The organism is Kribbella sp., assembly GCF_035687465.1.
In the GTDB taxonomy this organism is placed as follows: Bacteria; Actinomycetota; Actinomycetes; order Propionibacteriales; family Kribbellaceae; genus Kribbella.
On sequence record NZ_DASRXP010000119.1, the window covers coordinates 15,672 to 40,089 of the forward strand.

Below are 24,418 nucleotides of genomic sequence, written 5' to 3' on the forward strand. Positions count from 1 at the left end.
CGCCGGGTGACCGAGACGACCCAGCCGCTGGACGACACCGCGAGTGAAGCCCTGCAGGTACTGCACCGGGTGTTCGGGTACGACTCGTTCCGCGGGCAGCAGCAGAACATCATCGACACTGTCGTCGCGGGCGGTGACGCGCTCGTACTGATGCCGACCGGCGGCGGTAAATCGCTGTGCTACCAGATCCCGGCCCTGGTCCGGTCCGGCGTCGGGGTCGTCATCTCGCCGCTGATCGCGCTGATGCAGGACCAGGTCGACGCGCTCACCGCGCTGGGGGTGCGGGCCGGCTTCCTGAACTCCACCCAGGACTACGAGCAGCGCCGCGAGGTCGAGCGGGCCTTCCTGTCCGGCGACCTCGATCTGCTCTACCTCGCGCCCGAGCGGCTGCGGGTCGAGGCGACCGTCCGGTTGCTCGACCAGGGCAAGATCTCGCTGTTCGCGATCGACGAGGCGCACTGCGTCTCGCAGTGGGGCCACGACTTCCGGCCCGACTACCTGATGCTCTCGGAGTTGCACGAGCGCTGGCCCGACGTACCGCGGATCGCGCTGACGGCCACCGCGACCGAGACGACGCACAAAGAGATCGCGACCCGCCTGAACCTGACCGAGGCGAAGCACTTCGTCGCCAGCTTTGACCGGCCGAACATCCAGTACCGGATCGTGTCGAAGGACAATCCGCAGCGGCAACTCCTGGACCTGCTGCGCACCGAGCACGCGGGTGACGCGGGCATCGTCTACTGCCTTTCCCGCAACAGCGTCGAGAAGACGGCTACCTTCCTGACGGCCAACGGCATCGAGGCGGTGCCGTATCACGCCGGTCTCGACAGCCGGACGCGCGCCAAGAACCAGTCTCGCTTCCTGCGCGAGGACGGTCTGATTGTCGTCGCGACCATCGCCTTCGGGATGGGGATCGACAAGCCGGACGTCCGGTTCGTCGCCCACCTCGACCTGCCGAAGTCGGTCGAGGGCTACTACCAGGAGACGGGTCGCGCCGGTCGCGACGGACTGCCGTCGACCGCCTGGCTCGCGTACGGCCTGCAGGACGTCGTCCAGCAACGCAAGATGATCGACACCTCCGAGGGCGACGCCGCGCACCGCCGGCGCCTCGGCACCCATCTCGACGCGATGCTCGGCCTCTGCGAGACAGTCCAGTGCCGGCGCGGACAACTCCTCGCGTACTTCGGTCAGACCGGCTCGGCTGATTCGTGTGGCAACTGCGACACCTGTCTGAGCCCACCCGAGTCCTGGGATGGCACGATCCCGGCGCAGAAACTGCTCTCGGCCGTCTACCGGCTGCAGCACGAACGCAATCAGAAGTTCGGCGCCGGTCAGGTGATCGACATCCTGCTCGGCAAGACGACGCCGAAGGTCTCGCAGTTCCGTCATGACGAGTTGAGCGTGTTCGGTATCGGCACCGAGCTGAAGGACACCGAGTGGCGAGGGGTGGTCCGCCAACTGCTCGCACAACGGTTGCTCGCGGTGGAGGGCGATTACGGCACCTTGCTGCTCACCGAGGACAGCGCCGAGGTGCTGGGGCGACGCCGCGACGTGATGATGCGCCGCGAACCTGAGCGCGCGTTGCGGGCGTCCCGGTCGAGCGGCGGCAAGAAGAAGGGCGCGGTCGTGGATCTCGCGCCGGAGGCAGCACCGATCTTCGAACGCCTCCGCACCTGGCGAGCCGCAGTCGCCAAGGAGCAGGGCGTCCCGGCGTACGTGATCTTCCACGACGCAACCCTCCGCCAAATCGCCACCGACCTCCCCAGTACCCTTGGCGAACTCGGAAAGATCAGCGGAGTCGGCGAAAACAAACTCGCGAAATACGGCGAAGGCGTATTGGAGGCGCTCGCCAACGAGTAAGAGCGGGGGGCGGCGGGCGGAGGCCGCGGGAGCCGGAGCGCGGGAGCCGGAGCGCGAGAGCGCGGCGTGAGGGCCGGAGCGCGAGAGCGCGGCGTGAGGGCCGGAGCGGCTCGGGAGCGCGGGAGCCGGAGCGGCGCGGGAGTGCGGGGGCCTTAGCTGGTGAGGAGCGGCTGGATCGCTGTGATGACGTCGGCGGTGATCAGGTCGGCGTTCTTGGTGCCGTCGGCGACTAGGACGGCGACTGAGACGTGGTGGTCGGGGATGACGACTAGCAGGCTCTTGTAGTCCGGCAGCTCGCCGCGGTGACCGAACGCCGTGCCGATCCCGAACTGCCGGGAGAACAGCATCGTGCCGAGGCCGTACTCCCCGTCGCCGGCCGTCATCTGTCGGACCAGGTCAGCCGGTACGACGCGGCCGCCGTACAGCTGATATCCCCAGCGGGCGACCGTCGGAGCGTCCGCGGCAAGGCCGGCGTTCGCGGCGCCCTGGCTCGCGAACGCGCGGCACGGCACGAAGCCGTCCGCGGTCCTACCGCAGAACGGATTGCGGTCTTCGGCGAGTGGTGGCTGTGGTCGTTCCGCGTCCTGGAAGGCGGCTCGTTCGAGTCCGGCAGGGGCGGCCAGGTCGCGGCGCAGTACGGTCGCCATCGGCTGGCCGGTGACCTTCTCGATCAGCATGCCAAGCAGGACGTAGCTGGGATTGCTGTAGTCGTAGGGACTGTCCGGCTGACCGGGCGCGGCCGTGTCGTACGCCAGCGCCTGCTCACTCGTCCAATGCCGCCCAGGAGCAGCGGCAATCGCCTTGTCCATCCTGGCGTAGTCGTCCGGCAGATAGTTCGGTACGCCGGATCGCATGGCGAGGTGCTGCCGAACGGTCGCGTTGTTCGCCGTCAGCTTGTGCTTCACGTACGTCGAGAGCGGCGCGTCCAGGTCGATCTTCTTGGCCTGGGCAAGCAGCAACACCTCTGCAGCGACGAACGTCTTCGTGATGCTCGCAACGCCCATGCTCGTCTGCGCAGTCAGGGTGGTCCCGGCGGCATCCTTACCGGCCGCACCCGACCACACCCACTTGTCCGACACCACGGCCGCGGTGATCCCCCGCGCAGCAGACTCACTGTCCGGCGTCGCGGCGTACTGGCTGACGACCTTCTGCAGGACAGCCTGAAGAGTTGCCGCCTTGGCCGCATCAAGTGGCGCGGTGGCAGGCTCAGGCAGCTTCTGCTCAGTCGCGGAGGGGGCGGGGGTGGCGCTGTTGTCCGCGTCCTTCGCGGAACAGGCGATCAGGGCGAAGCCCAGTACCACGGCCAATCCACGCAGCCCCACGCTCGTCATCCCCAGATGGTGTCACCGCAGGAGCTCACTTCACCCGTGCTGCGTCCAGTCGACTGTGGGCGCGAGGTCGGCGAAGTCGTAGACCAGGCGGGAGCGGCGGCCGGCGTTCCAGGCGAGGCAGACCTTGTTCAGCGCGAGATCGTTCACCGCGACAGCGACGACGTCCGTCCGCTGGTAGAAGGTCGCCACTGACAACGGAATGACCGACACACCCCGCCCGGCGGCGACATGCTCCAGCTTCTCCTCGACACTCCGCATCACCGGCACTGGCACCGGTTTGCCCGTGCGCAGCTCCACTGCGATATCCCGCCACTCAGGTACTGCGTCTGGATCCTGCAGCAGGTGTTCGTCCGCCAGATCGCTGATGTCGAGCGACGGCTTCCCGGCGAGCCGGTGATCCGCCGCGAGCATCGCCACGCGTCGTTCCTCGAACAGCGGGCGGACGCTCAGCCCCTGCTGATCGATCGGCAAGCGGACGATACTGACGTCGACCCGGCCGTCCCGCAGGACCTCCACCTGGTCGTCCCAGGTGGTCCGGATGAGCTCGACCTCGACGTCCGGGTGGGCGGCACCGAAGGCCCGGACAGCCGACGTCACCGTGATCCCCGGCATGAAACCGATGGTGAACACCTTCGACCCGCTCGCCGCCTGGCCGACCCGACGCCGCATCGCCTCCGCCGAGGCGAGCAGCGGCCTGGCGTCCTCCAGCAGTTGGAGACCAGCCGGGGTCAGCTCGGTCGATCGCTTGGTCCTGGCGAACAACTGCACCTTGAGTTCGTCCTCGAGCGCCCGGATCTGCCGCGACAACACCGGCTGGGCGATGTGCAGCCGGTCCGCCGCGCGGCCGAAGTGGAGTTCTTCGGCGACCGCGACGAAGTACCGGAGCTTGCGGAGGTCGACGTCCACCCGGCTCCTTCCCCGCCTGTCGATGCTGATACCTGCAGGGTATTACAGGCGGCCGAACAGGTCTTGGACCGCGGCCGGTCCCGACCCGCAGGCTGGTGATGACCAACTCATCACCAACGGGAGCTCATTGTGACTCTGCAGGACAAGCGCGTCGTCGTCCTCGGCGGTACCTCCGGCATCGGGCTGGCCACCGCCCAGCTGGCGGCCGACCAGGGCGCGACGCTGATCGTTGCCTCCAGCAACCCCGAATCGGTGAAACGCGCTCTGAACGCACTGCCCGCCTCCACCCAGGGCGAGGCGCTCGACCTCACCGACGCCGACGCGGTCGCGAGCTTCTTCGCCGGCCTCGAACCGTTCGACCACCTGGCCTTCACCGCCGGCGAGTCACTCACGCTCCTCGAGGTCGCCTCGATGGATCTCGCCCGCGCCCGGAAGGCGTTCGAGCTGCGGTACTTCGGCGCCCTCGGCGCGGTGAGTTCCGCCCTTCCACTGCTTCGCCCGGGCGGCTCCATCGTCCTGACGACCGGTGCGGCCGCGGATCGCCCCGGCGCCGGCTGGTCCGTGAGCGCCAGCATCTGCGGAGCGATGGACTCCCTCGTCCGTGCCCTCGCCGTCGAACTCGCACCACTGCGCGTGAACGCCGTCAAGCCTGGCATCGTCCGCTCACCTCTGTGGTCCGACCAGTCGCCCGAAGACGAGCAGGCCCTGTACGACGAAACCGCGAAGCACCTCCCCGTCGGCCGGGTCGGCGAGGTGACCGACATCGCCGCCGCCTACGTCTACCTGATGAACCAGGGCTACGCGACGGGCACCATCGTCTCCGTCGACGGCGGCCACGTCCTCGTCTGACCTGGCACAGTGGAGACCTGAGGAAAGGACAGTCTGGTGGCACGCATTCTGGTGACGGGATCCGCTGACGGGCTCGGGCAGCTGGTCGCGGGTGAGCTGATCGGGCAGGGGCACCAGGTGGTGCTGCATGCGCGGAACGAGGCGCGCGCCGCGGACGCACGGACCGCGTTGCCCAAGGCAACTGATGTCCTGGTCGGCGATCTCGCGGTGATCGCCGCAACGCAAGAGCTGGCCCGGCAGGCGAATGCGTCCGGGCCGTTCGACGTGATCATCCACAATGCGGCCGTCGGGTATCGCGAACCGCGGAGCGAGACGGTCGACGGGCTGGAGCACGTTTTCGCGATCAACGTGCTCGCGCCGTACCTGCTGACCGCCCTGATCGACCGTCCCGGCCGGCTGATCTACCTCAGTTCAGGAATGCATCTCGGCGGCGACGTCGTGCTGGACGATCTGCAGTGGGTACGCCGCCGCTGGAGCGGCGCCCAGGCCTACTCGGACTCGAAGCTGTACGACGTGATCCTCGCGTTCGCGGTGGCGCGGCTCTGGCCGGACACCCCGTCGAACGCCGTCGATCCCGGCTGGGTCCCCACCAAGATGGGCGGTCGTGGTGCCCCGGACGACCTCACCCAGGCTCCGGAAACCCAGGTCTGGCTGGCGACCACGCCCAACCCGACCACGGGCGGCTACTACTATCACCGTCGCTCCCACGCCACGCATCCCGCCGCCAGCGACCCCGCAGTACAGGCTGAGTTCCTCGACGCCTGCCACCAGCTCACAGGCGTCGAGTTACCCGCCTGAACTCACTCCTGGACGAGGAAGAGCTGGTTCCCGTCGGGGTCGCGGAAGGTGAACATCGGCGGGACGTCGGGCCACGCGAGGAGCTCGTCCGCCTCCACGCCGCCTGCGGTCAGCTGCTGGTGGGCGGCCGCGGCGTCGGGGGTGACGAGGCGGATGCCGGTGTCGGATCCGGCCGGGGCCGAGTCCGAGGCGGGGACGAGGGCGATCGTCGTACTGGCGCCGGGCGGTGCGACCACGATCCAGCGGCCGCCGCGTTCCGGCAGGGGTGCATCCAGGTGCTTGTCGAAGCCCAGCTTCCCGACATAGAAGTCGAGGGCACGGTCCTGGTCGGTGACCGGGATCGCGATGGTGCGGATGTCGGTGATGTGGTTCATCTCGGGTCCTCCTAGGTGCGTTTATCCCTAGGTAGAGACCGGCCGTCGGCTTTCGACATCCGCTGCCGACGAGTTGCGGAACTTCCCGGAAGGGATGTGCATCGCGGCGCGGAACAGTAGAGTCCGCTTCGATGCAAGCGCTTTCCGTCCCAAGGAGGCATCGTGAGGCGTTCCCTTTCCGCGGCTGTCATGACCGCAACTGCCGGCCTGGTGCTCGCCGCCGCAGGCCAACCAGCAACCGCCGGCTTGCCAGCGGACCGCCCTGGACACGGCGCCGCCGTCACCGGCACGTACTCCAGCGGCCCTGCACAGGCCTGGCAGCCCCTGCCCACCACCTACATCGGACGCGATGAGGGCGGCGCCACCGACGCGGAAGTCGTCATCGACCCGAGCACGCTTCGCCAGCGGTACACCGGGATCGGCTTCTCCCTGGACGAGACGAGCGTTTCCAATCTCTGGAAGCTCACCCCGGCCGAACGGGACCGGGCGATCCGGCTGCTGGTCGATCCCAAGACCGGCGCCGGGCTGGACCGCTTCCGGCTGACCATCGGCAGCCCGGACCTGATCGAGCACCTCCCGTTCTGGTCGTACGACGAGCTTCCCGCCGGCGTCACCGAGGACTTCGGGCTGAAGTACTTCTCGATCAAGCGGGACATCGACGCGCACATCATCGACACGATCAAGCTGATCCAGCGCTACAACCCGCGCGCGACCTTCTTCGCCTCGGCGTGGAGCGCCCCGGCCTGGATGAAGACCAACAACAGGTTCACCGGCGAGGTCGCGTTGCAGCCCGGTAGCACCACGTTGTACTACCAGGTCGGCAAGCTCCGCGACGACGCGATCGACGTGTTCGCCCGGTACTACGTGAAGTACGTGCAGGCGTACGCGAAGTACGGGGTGAAGGTCGATGCGTTGACCCTGCTGAACGAGCCCGGCATCGACGTGGTCTACCCCGCGATGGACATCAGCGTCGAGCAGCAGCAGAAGCTGGCGGTCGCGATCAAGCGCGAGGTGAAGCGCGCGAAGCTCAGCACCGAGTTGTACGTGCACGACTTCAACTTCTACGACTGGCGTGACCCGAACAGCACGGAGACGAAGAACTACTACCGCATCTTCAACGACCCGCAGACCCGCAAGGCGTCGGACGCCATCGCGTTCCACCCGTACTGGGGTGACCCGACCGTCATGCGGGACGCGTACGAGCAGACCGGCAAGCCGGTGCACATGACCGAGACCAGCGATCTGTCGCCGGCCACGATCCTGAGCTACTTCCGGCTGGACGCCTCGTCGTACGTGATGTGGGCGCAGACCACCGACCAGGACGGTGGCACGCTGCACTGGACGCCCGCGCGGGACAACAACATCGACTGGGAGGAGGTCGGCCGCACCACCAAGTGGCCGAACCGCCTGGTCAAGGTCGACACCACCACCCAAACCTTCACCGTTCGCGACGAGTTGTACGCGATGGGCCAGTTCGCGAAGTACCTCGGCCCGGAGCACGTGCGAGTCGAGTCGAGCGCGACCACGAACGGGATCGGCAACGTCGTCTTCAAGGACAAGAGCGACAACTTCGTCGCGATCCTGGGCAACAGCAACGCCACTCCGACCACCGTGCGAGTGGTGCTCGCCGGCAAGTCCTTCACGGCGACAGTCCCGGCGAACTCCTACGCCACCTACCGCTGGCAAGGCGAAGTCCCGTCGTCGCACGGCAACCACGCCCCGGTACTACGTGACGTGGCTGAGGTGGTCGCCGACCAGTACGCCACCACCCAGGTGCAACTGTCCGCGACCGATCGGGATCGCGACCGGCTCGCCTACTACGCCACCGACCTCCCGGCCGGCGTCAGCGTCGACGCGCGGACCGGGCTGGTGACCCTCCACCCGACTACGTCCGGCGAACAGGACCTCAAGTTCCGGGTCACGGATGGCGCCGCCCACGATGAGGTGACTGTCCACGTGACGGTCACACCGCACGGCACGCCGATCGGCGAGAAGGTCGAGGCCGAGTCGTACGTCGCCCAGCACGGCTGGACCGATGGCGGCGCGAACTTCGTCGAGAACAACCCGGCGGCGAGCGGCGGCAAGAATGTCGGCTGGACGGCGGCCGGCAACTGGCTGCAGTACCGGGTGGACGTCGCCCAGGCCGGCACGTACAACGTGGAGTTCCGGGTCGCGAACGGCACCGGCGCGGTCGCCACGGATGCGGTGTCGTTGCGGGACGCCTCAGGCGCAGTACTGGCGAAGGTGTCGGTGCCTGACACCGGCGGCTGGGCGTCGTACCAGTCGGTGAGTGCCCAGGTAACCCTGCCAGCCGGCGATCAGCTGATCACCTTGTTCTGCGAAACCGGCGGCTTCAACGTGGACTACCTCCGCCTGACGTCCTAGCCGGAAAAACCCGGGCGGCCTGACGTATCGGCCGCCCGGGTTTTCTTCGATCGGACTACTTCGCGATCACTCGCAGGGTGAAGTCCGCCTCGCCGTCGCCGGTGACGCGGATGGTGTAGCCGGCCGACTTCAGTGCGGCCAGGTCCTCGTCAGACTTGAGGTCGTCGCTCATCGCGGCGATCGCCTCGAGGTCGACGTAGCCGACCATCACCGCGTTCTGCGGATCGGGAATGGCCTGCTTGAACTTCTCCGTCTTGCCGAGGCCGCCGTCGGTGAGCAACTTGTCGGCGTAGGCCTGCTCGGTCGCGACCACCAGGGTGTCCGCGTCCTTGGCCTGCTCGATCGGGACGTCCAGGTCGGCCTGGCTGCGGAGCAGGTCCTGGACCTTGCCCACGACCGCTTCGGCCTTGGCCGGGTCGGTCTCCATCCGGAGTCCGATCTTCGGCACGTCGGAGTCCTTGTCGATCGCCGCGACGAAGTTCTTGCCGAGCAGCGACTTCAGGTCGTCCGGCAGCACCAGGCCGTACTCGTCGGTGAAGCCCTTCGTCAGGTCGTCCAGGTTCATCCCGCCCGTCGACTTGTTCAGCTGGGTCCAGATCGTGTCGACCAGGTTCGAGCCGTCGGACAGCGCGATCGCACCGGCCGTCGTCTCGGGCAGTTGCGCGATCAGGTTCCCCGCGTCCGACGAGCCGACCTTGATGCTCTTGTCGCCGTGCACGACACCCTTCAGTTCGACGTACTGCGCGTCGAACCGCAGCGCCGCGGCCATGCTCCCCTCGGGCACAGCGGCCGCGTCCTCGCCCGTCAGCTCCGACGACGCGAACGACGCCAGACCCTCGAAGTCACCCCAGAAGGAGACGAACCCCTGCTCCCCCAGCGCCGACATGTCCGCGCTGAACTTCGCGTTCTCCTCCAGCGGGTTGTCCTTGCCGGCGGCAACGGCCGAGTCGACGATCGCCTGGGTCTCGGCGAGGATCACATAGCCGTCGGTGAACGCCCGGCCGGGCTTGTCCTTCTCCTCGGCGAACAGCTTGTCCAGCCCCGTGGTCGCCTGGTCCTCGTCCTTCACCTCGACGGCGACCACCGCATCCGGCTCCTTGGCGTCGGCGCCGGGAACCGCCACAACTCCGGCCCGGTCGCCCAGCCACGGCTTGATGTCCTTGTCGAAGTCGACGTCGGCCAGGTCGCCGCCGGACTCCTTCTTGATCAGCTCGAACAGCTTCTGGCGCAGGTCGTCGTTGTCGCTGGTGAGCCCGATCTCCTTCTTCACCGACGGGAACTTCATCAGGAACCGCAGCGCGGCGACGCGCTGACCGGCTGACGGGTTCAGGTCGATCCGGGCGTACGCGACGGCGTTACCCGGCAGCACCGCGGCGGGCTGCTTGCCACCGGTCAGCCGGGCGTAGGCGAAGATGCCGCCGCCACCGACCACCAGGAGGACAGCCAGGACGGCGATCAGCGGGACCAGCTTGCCGCGCTTCTTCCGCGGCTCCGGCCCCCACTGCACCTCCTCGTACGGCGGTTGCCCACCGTACGGCGGCTGCCCACCGCCTTGCTGCGGGTAATCTGGCTGCCCGGGCTGCGGCCAAAGCGCGCCGGGGCCCTGCTGGTTGCCCTGGGCCCCCTGCTGGTTGCCTTGGGCCCCTGGCCCGTACTGCGGAGGCGGGTAGCTCCCCGGCTGCGGCTGGGCGGGATTCCCCGGACCACCCGGATACGGCTGCTGCGGACCGGAGTACGGGCCCTGCGGAGCGGAATACGGACCGGCCGGCGGCTGCCCCTGCGGACCGGAGTACGGGCCGTTCGGGGCTGCGGGCGGGCGGCCTTGCGGAGCGGAGTACGGGCCGTTCGGGCCTTGAGGACCGCCGGAGGCACCAGGGTGGCGCGGGTCGATCGGCGGGTTGGTGTAGTCGGACATGTTCCCCCTCACATCGCCGGTGGGCTCAACCACCGGCCGGGACAGGTTAGTGCACCTGCGGCGAGGAGTCTGACGTAACAGATACCGATGTGGTTGCAACCGGTTCGCTCCGCCAGCCCACTGCGGAGATGATCGCCGCCGCGAGCGCCGCACCGACCAGCCAAGCAGCTAAAGGGGTCCATGTGTGCAGTTCCAGCGGCGCCGCCAGCAGATCGCCGGGCTTGGCCGCCTCCAGCCGCGGCTGGAGCGGGTCGTGGCCGAGCAGCATGCCCACTCCCCACGCGATCGCCGAACCGACCACCGAACCGCCCGTCACGATCGCGACCGACCACGGACCGTAGTTGCGCAACCACCAGAAGAGAGCGCCACCGAGCACCAGCGCCGTGAGGAACCCGATCGACACGAAGGTGCCGTCCGGGCCGAAGACCTTCGTCATCTGCTCCTCGCCGAGCGCGGCACCCTTGTCGTCCACCGTGTACTGCGCCAGCGGGGAGAACTGCTGCCACGCCCAGCCCGCGATCGCCCCCGCGATCAGGAACACCGCCCCGGTCACCGCGATCGCCTTGCTCCACGGCATCTTGGGCTCGGGCACCGGCGGTGCGCCGAAGGAGGAGCCGAACGGCTGCGGGGCATAGGGGCTCGACTGACCTGGCTGCTGACTCACGCCGCCAGTGTTACGCACAGCAAAAGGAGACTCGCTCACAGGGTGCCTCAGCCGGCCAGACACGACGGGCCGAGCAGCGCCTTCAGGTCCGCCATCAGCGACGAGGTCGGCGTCACCCGGAACCGGTCGCCGATCCGCATCACCGTGGTCTTCTGCCGGGCCTGCAGCCGCAACTGGACCTCGGTCATCCCCGGGTGGGACTTCAGCACGTCGCGCAACTGGTCGACCACGGGCGGCGTACACCGGTTGATCGGCATGGTGATCACCACCGGACCGCTCGGTCCCTCGGTCAGATCGGGCACGGAGACCTCGGAGCCGCTCAGCTCGACCCGGTCGTCGCGGCGCCGCAGCCGGCCCTTCATCAGGATGATCGCGTCGTTGGTGAGCAGGTGCGCGGACAACTGGTAGGCCGAGGAGAACATCATCACCTCGATCGAACCTTCCAGGTCCTCGATGGTGACGATCGCGTAGATGTCGCCGCGCTTGTTCACCTTCCGCTGGACGGCGGTGACCAGGCCGCCGATCGTCACCTGGGTGCCGTCCGGGCGCTCCTCGTCGGCGAGCAACTGGCCGATCGTGCAGTCGGTGCCGTTGGTGAGCACGTGCTCGACGCCGAACAGCGGGTGGTCCGAGACGTAGAGGCCGAGCATGTCCCGCTCATGCGCGAGCTTGGTGGCCTTGTCCCACTCCTCGATCTCGGGCACCGTCACGGTAAGCCGACTGTTGCCCTCGCCCTCGTCCGAGTCGTCGCCCATGCTGAACAGGTCGAACTGCCCGTGCGCCTCGTTCCGCTTCAGGTCGATCGCCTCGTCGACGGCCTGTTCGTGCACCGCGACGACCGCGCGCCGGGCATGGTTCATCGAGTCGAACGAACCGGCCTTGGCCAGCGACTCGATCACCCGCTTGTTGCAGACCGGCAGCGGCACCTTGTCGATGAAGTCGACGAAGTCGGTGAACCGGCCCTCCGACTCCCGCGCGGAGACGATCTCGGCCACCACGTTCACGCCGACGTTGCGGATCGCGGACAGGCCGAAGCGGATGTCGGTGCCGACCGGGGTGAAGTTCGAGTCGGACTCGTTCACGTCCGGCGGCAGCACCTTGATACCCATCCGGCGGCACTCGTTCAGGTAGATGGCCATCTTGTCCTTGTCGTCCTTCACGGACGTCAGCACAGCGGCCATGTACTCCGCCGGGTAGTTCGCCTTCAGGTACGCGGTCCAGTACGAGACCAGCCCGTACGCCGCGGAGTGGGCCTTGTTGAACGCGTAGTCGGAGAACGGCACCAGGACGTCCCACAGCGCCTTGATCGACTGCGCCGAGAAGCCGTTCGCCTTCATCCCCTCGGAGAAGCCGACGTACTCCGCGTCCAGGACCTCGCGCTTCTTCTTGCCCATCGCGCGGCGGAGCAGATCCGCCTTGCCCAGCGTGTAGCCGGCCAACTGCTGAGCGATCGCCATCACCTGCTCCTGATACACGATCAGGCCGTAGGTGGTGCCAAGGATCGGCTCCAGCGCGACCGCGAGCTCGTCGTGCGGATAGCTGATCTCCTGCTGACCGTTCTTGCGCAGGGCGTAGTTGGTGTGGCTGTTCGCACCCATCGGGCCGGGCCGGTAGAGAGCACCGACCGCCGAGATGTCCTCGAAGTTGTCCGGCTTCATCAGCCGCAGCAGCGCCCGCATCGGCCCGCCGTCGAACTGGAAGACGCTGAGGGTGTCGCCCCGGGCCAGCAGATCGTAGGTCGGCCCGTCGTCCAGGGTCAGGCCGAGCGCGTCGAGATCGACCTTGATGCCGCGGCTGGCCTCGATGTTCTTGACCGCGTCGTCCATGATCGTCAGGTTGCGCAGCCCGAGGAAGTCCATCTTGACCAGGCCGAGCGTCTCGCAGCTCGGGTAGTCGAACTGGGTGATGATCTGGCCGTCCTGCTCGCGGCGCATGATCGGGATCAGGTCGATCAGCGGCTCGCTGGACATGATCACGCCGGCCGCGTGCACGCCCCACTGGCGCTTCAGGTTCTCCAGGCCGCGGGCGGTGTCGACGATCTTGCGCACGTCCTGGTCGGACTCGTAGAGCTGCCGGAACTCGCCGGCCTCGGAGTACCGCTTGTGCTGCGGGTCGAAGATGCCCGACAGCGGCACGTCCTTGCCCATCACCGACGGCGGCATCGCCTTGGTGATCCGGTCGCCCATCGCGAACGGATAGTCGAGCACCCGGCCGGCATCCTTGATGGCCTGCTTGGCCTTGATGGTGCCGTAGGTGACGATCATCGCGACCCGGTCGTCGCCGTACTTGTCACTGACGTAGCGGATCACCTCGGCGCGGCGACGGTCGTCGAAGTCGATGTCGAAGTCGGGCATCGACATCCGCTCCGGGTTCAGGAACCGTTCGAAGATCAGGCCGTGCGCCAGCGGCTCGAGGTCGGTGATCTTCATCGCATAGGCGCAGATCGAACCGGCACCGGAACCGCGGCCCGGGCCAACCCGGATGCCCTGCTTCTTGGCCCAGTTGATGAAGTCGGCGACGACCAGGAAGTAGCCGGCGTACCCCTTCGACGTGACGACCTCGATCTCGTAGTCGGCCCGCTTGCGGATCTCGTCGGTGATCCCGTTCGGGTAGCGGTGATGCAGCCCGACCTCGACCTCCTTGATGAACCAGGATTCCTCGTTCTCCCCCTCCGGGCAGCCGAAGCGCGGCATGAACCGGCCCTCGCCCTCGGTGAAGGTCACGTCGCACTGCTCGGCGATCAGCAGCGTGTTGTCACACGCCTCCGGGAACTCCTTCCACAGCTCGCGCATCTGGGCCGGCGACTTCAGGTAGAACTCGTTGCCGTCGAACTTGAACCGGTTCGGGTCCGACAACGTCGAAGCAGACTGGACACACAACAGCGCGGCGTGCGCAGGGGCGTCGTCCTGGTGCGTGTAATGCAGGTCGTTGGTCGCGACCAGCGGCAGGTTGAGGTCCTTCGCCAGCCGGAGCAGGTCCTTCTGCGTCTGCCTCTCGATGGCGATGCCGTGGTCCATCACCTCGCAGTAGAAGTTCTCCGCGCCGAAAATGTCCCGGAACTCCGCCGCCGCTTCGACGGCCTCCTTGTACTGCCCGAGCCGGAGCCGGGTCTGCACCTCGCCGCCCACGCACCCGGTCGTCGCGATCAGGCCCTTGCCGTAGGTCTGCAGCAGCTCGCGGTCGATCCGGGGCTTGAAGTAGTAGCCCTCGAGGCTGGCCAGCGAGGCCATCCTGAACAGATTGTGCATACCCCCGGTGGTCTTCGCCAGCAGTGTCATGTGGGTGTACGAGCCACCGCCGGAGACATCGTCGCGGCTGCTGCCGGCGTCGCCCCACTTCACCCGCTTCCGCTCACTGCGGTGGGTCTGCGGAGTCAAGTAGGCCTCGACCCCGACGATAGGTTTGACGTCGTACTTCTGCGCCGTCTTCCAGAACTCGTACGCGCCGAACACATACCCGTGGTCGGTGGTCGCGAGGGCCGGCATGCCCATCTCCTGGGCGGCTTTGAACAACTCGTCGATCCGCGCCGCGCCGTCCAGCATCGAGTACTCGGTGTGGTTGTGCAGGTGCACGAAGCTGTCAGCGGACGGCATGTCTGCGCAGACCTCCCAGGGGGCGTGAGTGAGGGGATTGTGAAGCTGTCGGCCAGCCTAATCGGCCCGACCGACAGTCCTTCAACCGCCGCTCCGCAGACCCCACCGGCTGCCCGATATCCGGTCGCCGAACCCCGGCCTCACACCGAGGGGATGGTGATCAAACTCGCCGACCGGGCCGCCGCCACCTCATGAACTCCCCTCCGCATCAGTCGAGGACGGCCGTGGCTTCGACTTCGACCAGGAGGTCGGGTTCGCCCAGTGCGGCGACGCTGAGGAGGGTGATGGGCTTGACCGGGTCGACGCCCAGGGTGGCCGCCGCACGGGCGACGCCTTCGCCGAGCAGCGGGAACTTGTCGGGGCTCCAGTCGACGACATAGACCGTCAGCTTCGCCACGTCGTCGAACGACCCGCCGATCTCCTTCAGGGCGTTCCCGATGTTGAGGTACGCCTGCTCGACCTGCGCCGCGAGGTCGCCTTGGCCGACCGGCCGGCCATCGCTGTCCCGCGCCACCTGGCCGGCGAGGAACACCAGCCTCGAGCCGGTGGCAATGGACAACTGCCGGTAGACGTCGGGCTTCGGCAGGCAGTCGGGGTTGATCAGCGTCACGGCCATGAGTGGCTCCTAGGGTGAGAGGAGCTCAAACCATAGCAGTGCTATGTATTGTGGAGCCATGGTGAGAGTCAAAGACCCGGCCGTTCGGTCGCTGCTGATCGAGCGGGCCGCGCAGATGCTCCGAGCGCGGGAGCCGATCACCCTGCGAGCTCTGGTCGCCGGTACCGGTGTGTCGACGATGGCCGTCTACACCTACTTCGAGGGCATGGACGGCGTCTGGAAAGCGGTGCGCCAGGAAGGCTTCACTCGCCTCGCGGCCTCCCTCGCCAGGGTCGCGACCACTCGCGACCCGGTGCGGGACCTTGCCGCGTTGGGAGCTGCCTACGTGTCCAACGCCGAGGCCGGTCCCGACATCTACCGGACCATGTTCGACGCCGAGGTCGAGCTGGAAGACCTGGCCGCCGCCGACGCGTCCCTCCAGATCCTGGTCGACGCAGTCGCTCGCGGGAAGACCACCGGCCGCTTCTCCGACGCCACGGACCCCCTCGACCTCGCCACTCAGACGTGGGTCATCGGCCACGGCCTGGCGTCGCTGACGGTCACCGGTCCCCTGCCGCGCGAGGCGCTGGCCTACGCAGTGCCGATGCTCACAGCGTTGTTCATCAACGCCGGCGACGAACCCGCACGGTGCCGGCCGTCAGTCGAGCAGGGCTGGACGGGGCACAAGGACACGAGGCATGAGGACGCGAGCCACTAGGCGGCGCAGACGAGCGCCTCCGACCGGATCAGGTCGGAGAGGATCTGGTCGGCGCCACTCCGCGCCAGGCTTACTGGGTGGCTGCCAGTTGGTCGAGGGCGTGGTCGAGGTCGGCCGGGTACTCCGAGGTGAACTCGACGTACTCGCCGGAGCCGGGGTGGGTGAAACCGAGGCGCATGGCGTGCAGCCACTGGCGGGTCAGCTGAAGGCGGTCGGCCAGGACCGGGTCGGCGCCGTAGGTCAGGTCGCCGCAGCACGGGTGGCCGATGGCTGCCATGTGGACGCGGATCTGGTGGGTCCGGCCGGTCTCGAGGGTGATCTCCAGCAGCGTCGCGAACCGGAACGCCTCGAGCGTCTCGTAGTGCGTGATGCTCGGCTTGCCGCCCGCGACGACGCCGAACTTGTAGTCGTGGTGCGGGTGCCGGTCGATCGGCGCGTCCACGGTGCCGGTGAACGGGTCCGGGTGACCCTGCACCAGCGCGTGGTAGATCTTCTTCACCGTGCGCTCCTTGAAGGCGCGCTTGAGCACGGTGTAGCTGTACTCCGTCTTGGCGACCACCATCAGACCCGAAGTACCGACGTCCAACCGGTGCACGATGCCCTTGCGCTCGGCAGCCCCGCTGGTGGAGATGTTGAACCCGGCCCCGGCGAGATGTCCGATCACCGTCGGCCCGGTCCAGCCCGGCGACGGATGCGCCGCCACTCCGACGGGCTTGTCGACCACCACGATCTCGTCGTCGTCGTACACGATCCGCAGGTTCTCGACGGTCTCCGGTACGACGGTGATCTCACCTGGCGGCGGGGGCAGCTCGACATCGAGCATCACCCCGGCCGACACCCGGGTGGACTTCATCGCCGGGGATCCGTCCATCTGGACCAGTCCGGACTCGATCAGCTCGGCCGCCTTGGTCCGGGAGACGCCGAACAACCGCGACAGCGCGGCGTCGAGCCGCTCACCGGCGAGGCCGTCGGGGACCATCACCGTGCGCGAGTCGCCGCTCATTTCTTGCCCACGTCCTTGCTGCCGTCGAGCTTGATGCCGCGCAGGGTCTGGATCACCAGCAGGATCGCGGCGGAGGTGACCGCCATGTCGGCGACGTTGAAGATCGCCCAGTGCGGGGTCTGCAGGAAGTCGACCACGTGACCGTGGAACGGTGACGGCTCGCGGAAGATCCGGTCGGTGATGTTGCCGACCGCGCCGCCGAACAGGAAGCCGAAGGCGATCGCCCAGCCGACCGAGCCGAGCCGGCGGGACAACCAGACCACGCCGACCGCGACGACGATCTGGATGGTGCTGATCACCGGGGTGAAGTCCGACCCGAGGCTGAACGCGGCGCCCGGGTTCCGGATCAGGTTGAACTTGAGCAGCGTGCCGATCACGTTCACCGGCTCGCCCGGCTCCAGATAATGCAGCGCCAGCGCCTTGGTCAGCTGATCCAGCCCAAGCACCACCAACCCCACAACCACGAACAACAACACCATCCTGCGCCGCCCGCCGGCTGTGGATGGCGGGGAAGGCTCCGGAGACGACGGAGAACCGGCCGACGTGGAGTCGGCCGGTTCCGTCAGGTCTTCTGCTGCCTCGTCCCCTGGCAGGCGGGACGGGTCCTGTTCGCTCAGCGGCGTTCTTCGCGTTCTTTGCATGACACGCACAGTGTCGCACGCGGGAATGCCTGCAACCGACCCTTGCCGATGGCCTTGCCGCAGCTCTCGCAGACCCCGTAGCTACCGTCGTCGATCCGGGACAGCGCCCGCTCGATCTGGTCCAGCATGTCGCTGGCGTTCCTCGCCAGCGACATCTCGTGGTCCCGCTCGAGCGTGGTCGAACCGACGTCGGCCTGGTCGTTGCCGGCCCCGTCGCCGCCGTCGCGGAGCAGTCCGACGATCTCCTGCTCGGCGTCGCGGATCTCTTCTTTCAGATGTGCCGCGTCGGCTTCCAGCTCACTGCGCAGTTCTTTCATCTCGGCGGCGGTCCAGGGGGTCTCCCCTTCCCGGACGGTCAGGTTCTCGGCCTTTTTCGCGGGCGGCTTCGCCGGCGCTGTCGCCGGGGTCCGGTTCTCGTTCGTCTTCATGGCCACCCTCTTCGTCGGGCTCTGCTTGGCAGGAGTCTTCTTGGCAGGGGTCTTCTTCGCCGCAACCTGCTTCTTCGCAGGCTCGGTGGACTTCGTGACCTTCTTCGTGGCCGTGGCGGAACGCTGAGGGGCGGACTTCTTCGGAGCCGATGTAGCCATCCTCGACTACCCCCTGCCTTCGTCGGAGACTGAAGCGGACTGGTCGCAAGACAGTAGGTCACCGGAAGGCCACCTGCCAGCCCGACGCGCAGACCGTCCACATACGGTAGTCGGTTCTTCAAGCGCGCTCGATGTTCGGCGCGTCACAGCCACATCTCGGACACCGTTCACGTTCTCACGTAAGCAGAATTGTCGGGGACGAATTCCCGCCTGACCAGTGATTAACGATTCGTAGTTGAGTGGAACGGAGTCGTACACTTTTCCCAGCGCTACGCAAGGCATTGATGGGGCCATCACCCCGGAGCCGCCGGAAGAACGGTTCGACAAGGACTCACTAGAACCGGCAGCGGAGCGAAACGAAGTGGGTGACGGTCTGGTTTCAGCGTTTTAACGTCACCAAGGAGGGTGGTACCGCGGAGCCCGGCGACAGCGCCGGCGCCTCGTCCCTTCGTCAGCAGGCAACAGTGCGACGAAGGACGAACGAGATGGCGGACAACCCCAGCACGCCGACCGCGAAGACCGACTGGCAACAGGTCCCCGCGCAGGTCGACCTGCCCGCGATCGAGCGGGAGGTACTCGGCCTGTGGGACGACCAGGACACGTTCGCCAAGAGCCTCGAGCAGTCGGCCGGCGGTACGCCGTGGACCTTCTACGAGGGGCCCCCGACCGCGAACGGGCATCCCGGCACCCATCACATCGAGGCGCGCGTCTTCAAGGACGTATTCCCGCGCTACCGGACGATGAAGGGCTACTCGGTCGAGCGCAAGGCCGGCTGGGACTGCCACGGGCTGCCGGTCGAGGTCGCCGTCGAGAAGGAGCTCGGCTTCAACGGCAAGAAGGACATCGAGGCGTACGGCATCGCCGAGTTCAACGCGAAGTGCCGTGAGTCCGTGCTGCGCTATGTGGGCGAGTTCGCCGACCTGACCACCCGGATGGGCTATTGGGTGGATCTGGAACACCCTTACCGGACGATGGACGCGCAGTACGTCGAGTCGGTCTGGTGGTCGCTGAAGCAGATCCACTCCAAGGGACTGCTGGTCGAGGACTACCGGATCACGCCGTACTGCCCGCGCTGTGGCACCGGTCTGTCCGACCACGAGCTCGCCCAGGGCTACGAGACGGTCATCGACCCCTCGGTCTACGTCCGCTTCCCGCTCACCTCCGGCCCGCTCGAAGGCAAGGCGTCGCTGCTGGTCTGGACGACGACCCCGTGGACCCTCGTATCCAACACCGCCGTCGCCGTGCACCCGGACGTCACCTATGTGGTCGCCACCGACGGCAACGAGTCCCTGGTGGTCGCCGAACCACTCGTCGGCACGCTGGGCGAGGGTTGGACGGTCACTGACCGTTATGTCGGCCGCGACATGGAGCGGTGGACCTACCAGCGCCCGTTCGAGCTGGTCGAGTTCCCCGAGCCGGCGCACTACGTCGTACTGGCCGAGTATGTGACCACCGAGGACGGCACGGGTCTGGTGCACCAGTCCCCCGCGTTCGGCGCGGACGACCTGCTCGTCGCGAGGGCCTACAACCTGCCTGTGGTGAAGCCGGTCGAGTCCGACGGGCGGTTCGCCGCGGACCTGCCGCTGGTGGGCGGACAGTTCTTCAAGAAGGCCGACGAGGACCTCGTCAACGACCTGAAGGCGCGCGGCGTGCTGTTCCGCCACGTCCCGTACGAGCACCCGTACCCACACTGCTGGCGCTGCCACACTCCCGTCATGTACTACGCGCTCCCGTCCTGGTACATCCGCACCACCCAGGTCAAGGACGCGCTGCTCCGCGAGAACGAGAAGACCAACTGGGTCCCCGACTCGGTCAAGTGGGGCCGGTACGGCGACTGGCTGCGCAACAACATCGACTGGGCCGTCTCCCGGTCCAGGTACTGGGGTACCCCGCTGCCGATCTGGCGTTGCGGCGAGGACCACCAGGTGTGCGTCGGCTCCCTGCAGGAGCTCGGCGAGCTGGCCGGCCGCGATCTGAGCAGCACCGACCCGCACCGGCCGTTCGTCGACGACATCACCTTCGCCTGCCCGACCTGCGGCGAGGAGTCGCACCGGGTCGCCGAGGTGATCGACGCCTGGTACGACTCGGGCTCGATGCCGTTCGCGCAGTGGGGCTATCCGTGGGTCGAGGGGTCCAAGGAGAGGTTCGAGCAGGCGTACCCGGCCGACTTCATCTCCGAGGCGATCGACCAGACCCGCGGCTGGTTCTACACCCTGATGGCGATCGGGACCCTGGTGTTCGACGAATCGTCGTACCAGAGCGTGGTCTGCCTCGGGCACATCATGGCCGAGGACGGCCGGAAGATGTCCAAGCACCTGGGCAACATCCTCGAGCCGATGCCGCTGCTGGAGACCCACAGCGCGGACGCGGTGCGCTGGTTCATGGCCTGCTCCGGCTCGCCTTGGAAAGCGCGCGGGATCGGGCCGAACGTGCTGAACGAGATCGTCCGCAAGGTGCTGCTGACCTACTGGAACACAGTCGCGTTCCACGCGCTCTACGCCCGCCTCGCCGACTGGTCGCCGACGGCCGACGTGCCGCCGGTCGCGGAGCGTTCGGTGCTGGACCGCTGGCTGGTCAGCGAGACAAACCGGCTCGTCCGTGAGACAGACGAGGCGTACGCCGCGTTCGACACGCAAAAGCTCGGCGCGCAGCTGAGCCAGTTCATCGACGTGCTGTCGAACTGGTACGTCCGTCGCTCGCGCCGTCGCTTCTGGGCGGGTGACGCCGGTGCGCTGGCCACCCTGCACGAGACGCTCGACGTGCTGACCCGGCTGATGGCACCGCTCACCCCGTTCGTCACCGAGCGGGTCTGGCAGGACGTGTTCCGCCCGGTCACCCCTGGCCTGCCCGAGTCGGTCCACCTCGCCGCGTTCCCGACCTACGACGAGACGCTGATCGACGACAGGCTGGCCACGCAGGTGCTGATGGCCCGCCGGGTCGTCGAGCTGGGCCGGTCGGCCCGGGCCGAGGCGAAGGTCCGGACCCGGCAGCCGCTCAGCCGCGCGCTGGTCGGTTCCGCGGCGATCGCGGATCTCGACGACGACCTGCTGCGGGAGATCTCGGAAGAGCTGAACGTCGGCTCGGTGGAACCGCTCTCCTCGGCCGGCGCTGACCTGGTCGAGTACTCCGCGAAGGGCAACTTCCGCGAGCTCGGCAAGCGGTTCGCCAAGCAGACCCCGGTGGTCGCCGCAGCGATCGCCGCCGCCGACGCCGCCGCACTGGCCGCCGCCCTGAAGGCATCCGGTACTGCGACCGTGGTGGTCGACGGCGAGAACGTCGAGGTCGGCCCGGACGACGTACTGGTGTCCGAGCGCCCGCGCGAGGGCTGGTCCGTGGTGAACGAGCAGGGTGAGACCGTCGCCCTCGACCTCGAGGTGACGCCGGAGCTGAAGCAGGCCGGTCTGGCCCGCGAGGTGGTCCGGACCCTGCAGGAAGCCCGGAAGAACGCCGGGCTCGAGGTGTCCGACCGGATCACCGTCTGGCTGACCGCCACCGACGGCGAACTGGCCGATGCCCTGGGCAAGCATGCCGACGAGATCGCCCGCGAGGTGCTCGCCACCACCCTGACCCAGTCGGCGCCCCCGGCAACCGACAACCTTGCCACCAGCACCGACCCCACCCTCGGCCTCACCTACTGGCTCACCAAGGCCTGACTCAGCTGGGCCTTGCGTCCGAAGAACCTTGGGCTATGACCTCAGGTTCTTCGGACGCAACGTTACTGGGGTGGCACGGTCTGTGAAAGGTGTCCAGACATGACGAAGAGGCGGTGCTGCCGGATTAGCACCGCCTCTGAGTCAGGTTTTCTTAAACGCCGTGGCCGTGAGCCTGGGCGCGAGCCTCCGGACGGAAGCCGTTGCGCGGGCTGAGCGTGTCATCGCCGTTGCCCAGAGCCTTGAGCTGCTCGGTGAAGTACGTCTTCAGCCGGCTGCGGTACTCGCGCTCGTAGGCGTGCAGGTCGTCGATGGTGCGCTCCAGCTGACCCTTCTGCTTCTCCAGCGTGCCGAGCATCTGGGCGCGGCGCTCGGCGATCTCGCCGTCCAGCTTCTCGGCGCGGGCACGAGCCTCACCGGTCATCCGGTCGGCCTTGCCCCGAGCCTCGTTCTCCAACCGCTCGGCCTTGGCGCGGGCCTCGCCGATGATCTTGTCGGCGGTGTCCTTCGCCTCCTGGACCAGGTCGTCGGAGTGCTTGGTCGCCATCTCCAGCAGCCGCACAGCGGAGCTGGAGGCGTCGCCGACGGTTCCTGCCGCAGCAGCAGCCCCCGCGGCCGCTACAGCGGGAGCGACGACTGGCGGTGGCTTCTCCTCCGGCTTCTCTACTACGACCGGTGCGGGCTTGGGCTGCTGCACCACAGGCGGCAGCGCAGCGGTCTGGTCGACCGGGCGTTCCTGCCCGGCCCCCGCCCGCTGAGCAGCGGCCAGCTTGGCACGCAGCTCCTCGTTCTCGGCGAGAAGTCGCTCGAGCTCGGCCTCCACCTCGTCGAGGAAGGAGTCGACCTCAGTGACGTCGTAGCCCTCCCGCAATCGGACGGGCGTGAACTGCTTCGAGCGGACGTCATCCGGCGTCAGCGGCATCTTTCACCTCGTTTGTCTGTGTCTTGGCGGAGTCCCCGTGGCCATGACCTCGGCGACTCAGTAGATCACGTTATCGCTTCGTTGTGTTCTGACGGAATCCGGGCGGTCGATAACGTTCGGCGGCCCCGGAGGATCCGGTCTGCTCCTACCCCGGTTGCTGCCCGCTCAAGCTCCTGATCACAGGGACCTGATCGCGGTCGAGTTGATCGACATCGCCAGTGAGACGAGCACGAACAACATCAGCATCGACAGGTCGATCCGGATCCCGCCCGCCCCGATCGGGGGCAGGATCCGCCGGAGCGGACGCAGGAAGGGATCGGTCACCGAGTAGACCAGTTCGAACATCAGCAGCACAGGTCCTTTCGGGTGCCACTGCGGTGCGAACATGACGATCAGGCTGAGTACGAACCGCGCCACCAGGATCAGGAAGAAGGCGAGCAGTACCCAACTGAGAACACTGAGGAAGAGCTCCAGAGCAACCATGTCAGGAAAGAGTGTAGAAGACCGGCGGTAGCAGGCGGGTCAACTCTGGTTGTAGAACCCGTCCGCGGCGATCTTCTCCTTCTCCTCCGCGGCCACCGTCACGTTCGGCGGGCAGACCAGGAACACCTTGGTGGTGATCCGCTCGATCGAGCCCCGGCAGCAGAAGATCAGGCCGGCCGCGAAGTCCACCAGCCGCTTGGCGTCCGCGTGGTCCATCTCGGTCAGGTTCATGATGACGGGCGTGCCGTCGCGGAAGTGCTCACCGATCACGCGCGCTTCGTTGTAGCTGCGCGGGTGCACGGTGGTGATGCGGGCCAACTCGGTTACCTCCGGGGAAGCTGAGACACCACGCCGATCTGGAAACTTGCTGACCGTGCCGACCTGCTCCTCGCTCCGGGCGGGGACAGCTACGGGCTCGGTCTCGTGGGACTCCCCGTCGACGGCTTCGTCGTCGTACTCTTCGTAGTCGTCGTACTCGTCGTCGTAGCGCGCGTTGTACCGCTCGCCGTCCTCGACCAAGCCGAGGTACACACCCATCTTGCGCAACGCGCCGCTCATGGCCCTCCAGCCCTTCTGTCGAGTATCGATGTCGACACTAGCCCAGAGGAGTACGCGTTCCGAGTAATGCGCGCCCGAGCCGAACGTGTGTCGCCCCGTGCCTGATCGCGGCTTCCAGATCGCCGCTCATACCCGCCGAGATCCAGTCGGCACCGGCATGTTCGGAGCGTAGCCGGGACGCTACTTCCTGAAGACCCGCGAACGCCTCGTCCGGATCGGAGCCCAGCGGAGCGACCGCCATCACCCCACCGAGCTCGAGCCCGTCAGCCGCCGCGACCTCCGCGGCCAGAGCCGGTACTGCGGCCGGCGCGATCCCGCCGCGATTCATCCCCGTCGCGGCCTCACTGGATCCGTACGACGCCAGGCTCACCTGCAGCAGGCACCGCACTGTCTTCTCCTCGGCCACAGCGGCCCGGGAAAGCGCTTCGACCAGCGACGACCGGTCCACCGAGTGCACGACAGCCGCGTTCCGGACCACCGAGCGGGCCTTCTTCGACTGCAACTGGCCGACGAAGTGCCACACCACGTCCGGGCACTCGGGCGCCTTGGCCTTCAGCTCCTGCTCGCGGTTCTCCCCCAGGTCCCG

20 protein-coding genes are annotated in these 24,418 nt (G+C 67.5%); 6 read left to right on the top strand and 14 right to left on the bottom strand.

Features of this window, described 5'->3' with window-relative positions; translation table 11 throughout:
* The first annotated feature begins 6 nt into the window (after positions 1-6).
* Positions 7-1,860 (top strand): DNA helicase RecQ, encoded by a 1,854-nt coding sequence (gene recQ / locus VFG33_RS06105; protein WP_325023292.1) that lies wholly within the window; start codon positions 7-9, stop codon positions 1,858-1,860.
* A gap of 152 nt (positions 1,861-2,012) precedes the next feature.
* Here recQ and VFG33_RS06110 read toward each other — a convergent pair whose 3' ends face one another.
* Both VFG33_RS06110 and VFG33_RS06115 read right to left on the bottom strand, forming a co-directional pair.
* Positions 2,013-3,191 (bottom strand): serine hydrolase domain-containing protein, encoded by a 1,179-nt coding sequence (locus VFG33_RS06110; RefSeq protein WP_325023294.1) that lies wholly within the window; start codon positions 3,189-3,191, stop codon positions 2,013-2,015.
* A 30-nt stretch (positions 3,192-3,221) separates the two neighbouring features.
* Positions 3,222-4,097 (bottom strand): LysR family transcriptional regulator, encoded by an 876-nt coding sequence (locus VFG33_RS06115; protein ID WP_325023296.1) that lies wholly within the window; start codon positions 4,095-4,097, stop codon positions 3,222-3,224.
* A gap of 129 nt (positions 4,098-4,226) precedes the next feature.
* On the opposite strand from VFG33_RS06115, the gene VFG33_RS06120 reads away from it, so the two are divergent.
* Positions 4,227-4,946: an SDR family oxidoreductase gene (locus VFG33_RS06120; protein ID WP_325023298.1), complete on the top strand. Its 720-nt coding sequence runs from the start codon at positions 4,227-4,229 to the stop codon at positions 4,944-4,946.
* A gap of 36 nt (positions 4,947-4,982) precedes the next feature.
* On the top strand, positions 4,983-5,744 hold the full coding sequence (locus tag VFG33_RS06125; RefSeq protein ID WP_325023300.1) for an SDR family NAD(P)-dependent oxidoreductase: 762 nt from the start codon (positions 4,983-4,985) through the stop codon (positions 5,742-5,744).
* A gap of 2 nt (positions 5,745-5,746) precedes the next feature.
* Here the strand turns inward: VFG33_RS06125 and VFG33_RS06130 are convergent, their stop codons facing one another.
* Positions 5,747-6,118: a VOC family protein gene (locus tag VFG33_RS06130; RefSeq protein ID WP_325023303.1), complete on the bottom strand. Its 372-nt coding sequence runs from the start codon at positions 6,116-6,118 to the stop codon at positions 5,747-5,749.
* A 162-nt stretch (positions 6,119-6,280) separates the two neighbouring features.
* On the opposite strand from VFG33_RS06130, the gene VFG33_RS06135 reads away from it, so the two are divergent.
* Positions 6,281-8,503, top strand: a complete 2,223-nt coding sequence (locus VFG33_RS06135) for a carbohydrate-binding protein (protein ID WP_325023305.1) — start codon at positions 6,281-6,283, stop codon at positions 8,501-8,503.
* 55 nt (positions 8,504-8,558) lie between these two features.
* On the opposite strand, the gene VFG33_RS06140 is transcribed toward VFG33_RS06135, so the two are convergent.
* The 4 genes from VFG33_RS06140 to VFG33_RS06155 form a co-directional block, all read right to left on the bottom strand.
* Positions 8,559-10,418 (bottom strand): DUF3352 domain-containing protein, encoded by a 1,860-nt coding sequence (locus tag VFG33_RS06140; RefSeq protein ID WP_325023307.1) that lies wholly within the window; start codon positions 10,416-10,418, stop codon positions 8,559-8,561.
* Between the two features lie 46 nt (positions 10,419-10,464).
* Positions 10,465-11,082 carry a hypothetical protein gene (locus VFG33_RS06145; RefSeq protein ID WP_325023309.1) on the bottom strand — a complete coding sequence of 206 codons (618 nt, stop codon included), beginning with the start codon at positions 11,080-11,082 and terminating at the stop codon, positions 10,465-10,467.
* 47 nt (positions 11,083-11,129) lie between these two features.
* Positions 11,130-14,675, bottom strand: a complete 3,546-nt coding sequence (dnaE, locus tag VFG33_RS06150; RefSeq protein WP_325023311.1) for a DNA polymerase III subunit alpha — start codon at positions 14,673-14,675, stop codon at positions 11,130-11,132.
* Between the two features lie 208 nt (positions 14,676-14,883).
* Complete coding sequence (locus VFG33_RS06155) at positions 14,884-15,291, bottom strand: RidA family protein (RefSeq protein ID WP_325023313.1); 408 nt, start codon at positions 15,289-15,291, stop codon at positions 14,884-14,886.
* A 58-nt stretch (positions 15,292-15,349) separates the two neighbouring features.
* Between VFG33_RS06155 and VFG33_RS06160 the strand changes: the two genes are divergently transcribed.
* Entirely contained in the window at positions 15,350-15,988 is a 639-nt protein-coding gene (locus tag VFG33_RS06160; protein ID WP_325023315.1) for a TetR/AcrR family transcriptional regulator, read from the top strand.
* A 70-nt stretch (positions 15,989-16,058) separates the two neighbouring features.
* Here the strand turns inward: VFG33_RS06160 and VFG33_RS06165 are convergent, their stop codons facing one another.
* The 3 genes from VFG33_RS06165 to VFG33_RS06175 all read right to left on the bottom strand — a co-directional run bounded on the left by VFG33_RS06165 (position 16,059) and on the right by VFG33_RS06175 (position 18,219).
* The gene (locus VFG33_RS06165; RefSeq protein ID WP_325023317.1) at positions 16,059-16,991 is read right to left on the bottom strand and encodes an RluA family pseudouridine synthase; all 933 of its coding nucleotides are present in this window, start codon (positions 16,989-16,991) and stop codon (positions 16,059-16,061) included.
* The gene (gene lspA, locus VFG33_RS06170; protein WP_325023319.1) at positions 16,988-17,470 is read right to left on the bottom strand and encodes a signal peptidase II; all 483 of its coding nucleotides are present in this window, start codon (positions 17,468-17,470) and stop codon (positions 16,988-16,990) included. Before lspA ends, VFG33_RS06165 begins: the two co-directional genes overlap by 4 nt.
* A 134-nt stretch (positions 17,471-17,604) precedes the next feature.
* Positions 17,605-18,219: a TraR/DksA family transcriptional regulator gene (locus VFG33_RS06175; RefSeq protein WP_325023321.1), complete on the bottom strand. Its 615-nt coding sequence runs from the start codon at positions 18,217-18,219 to the stop codon at positions 17,605-17,607.
* Between the two features lie 485 nt (positions 18,220-18,704).
* Between VFG33_RS06175 and ileS the strand changes: the two genes are divergently transcribed.
* Positions 18,705-21,872, top strand: coding sequence for an isoleucine--tRNA ligase (gene ileS / locus VFG33_RS06180; RefSeq protein ID WP_325023323.1), 3,168 nt, complete (start codon positions 18,705-18,707; stop codon positions 21,870-21,872).
* Between the two features lie 151 nt (positions 21,873-22,023).
* Here the strand turns inward: ileS and VFG33_RS06185 are convergent, their stop codons facing one another.
* From VFG33_RS06185 to VFG33_RS06200, 4 genes are all read right to left on the bottom strand, one after another.
* A complete protein-coding gene (locus tag VFG33_RS06185) occupies positions 22,024-22,791 on the bottom strand; it encodes a DivIVA domain-containing protein (RefSeq protein WP_325023325.1) in 768 nt (255 codons plus the stop codon).
* Positions 22,792-22,968: 177 nt separating this feature from the next.
* A complete protein-coding gene (locus tag VFG33_RS06190) occupies positions 22,969-23,274 on the bottom strand; it encodes a YggT family protein (RefSeq protein WP_325023327.1) in 306 nt (101 codons plus the stop codon).
* A gap of 39 nt (positions 23,275-23,313) precedes the next feature.
* Entirely contained in the window at positions 23,314-23,832 is a 519-nt protein-coding gene (locus VFG33_RS06195) for a cell division protein SepF (protein ID WP_325023328.1), read from the bottom strand.
* 37 nt (positions 23,833-23,869) lie between these two features.
* The coding region (locus VFG33_RS06200) for a YggS family pyridoxal phosphate enzyme (RefSeq protein ID WP_325023330.1) at positions 23,870-24,418 on the bottom strand (549 nt) is incomplete at its 5' end.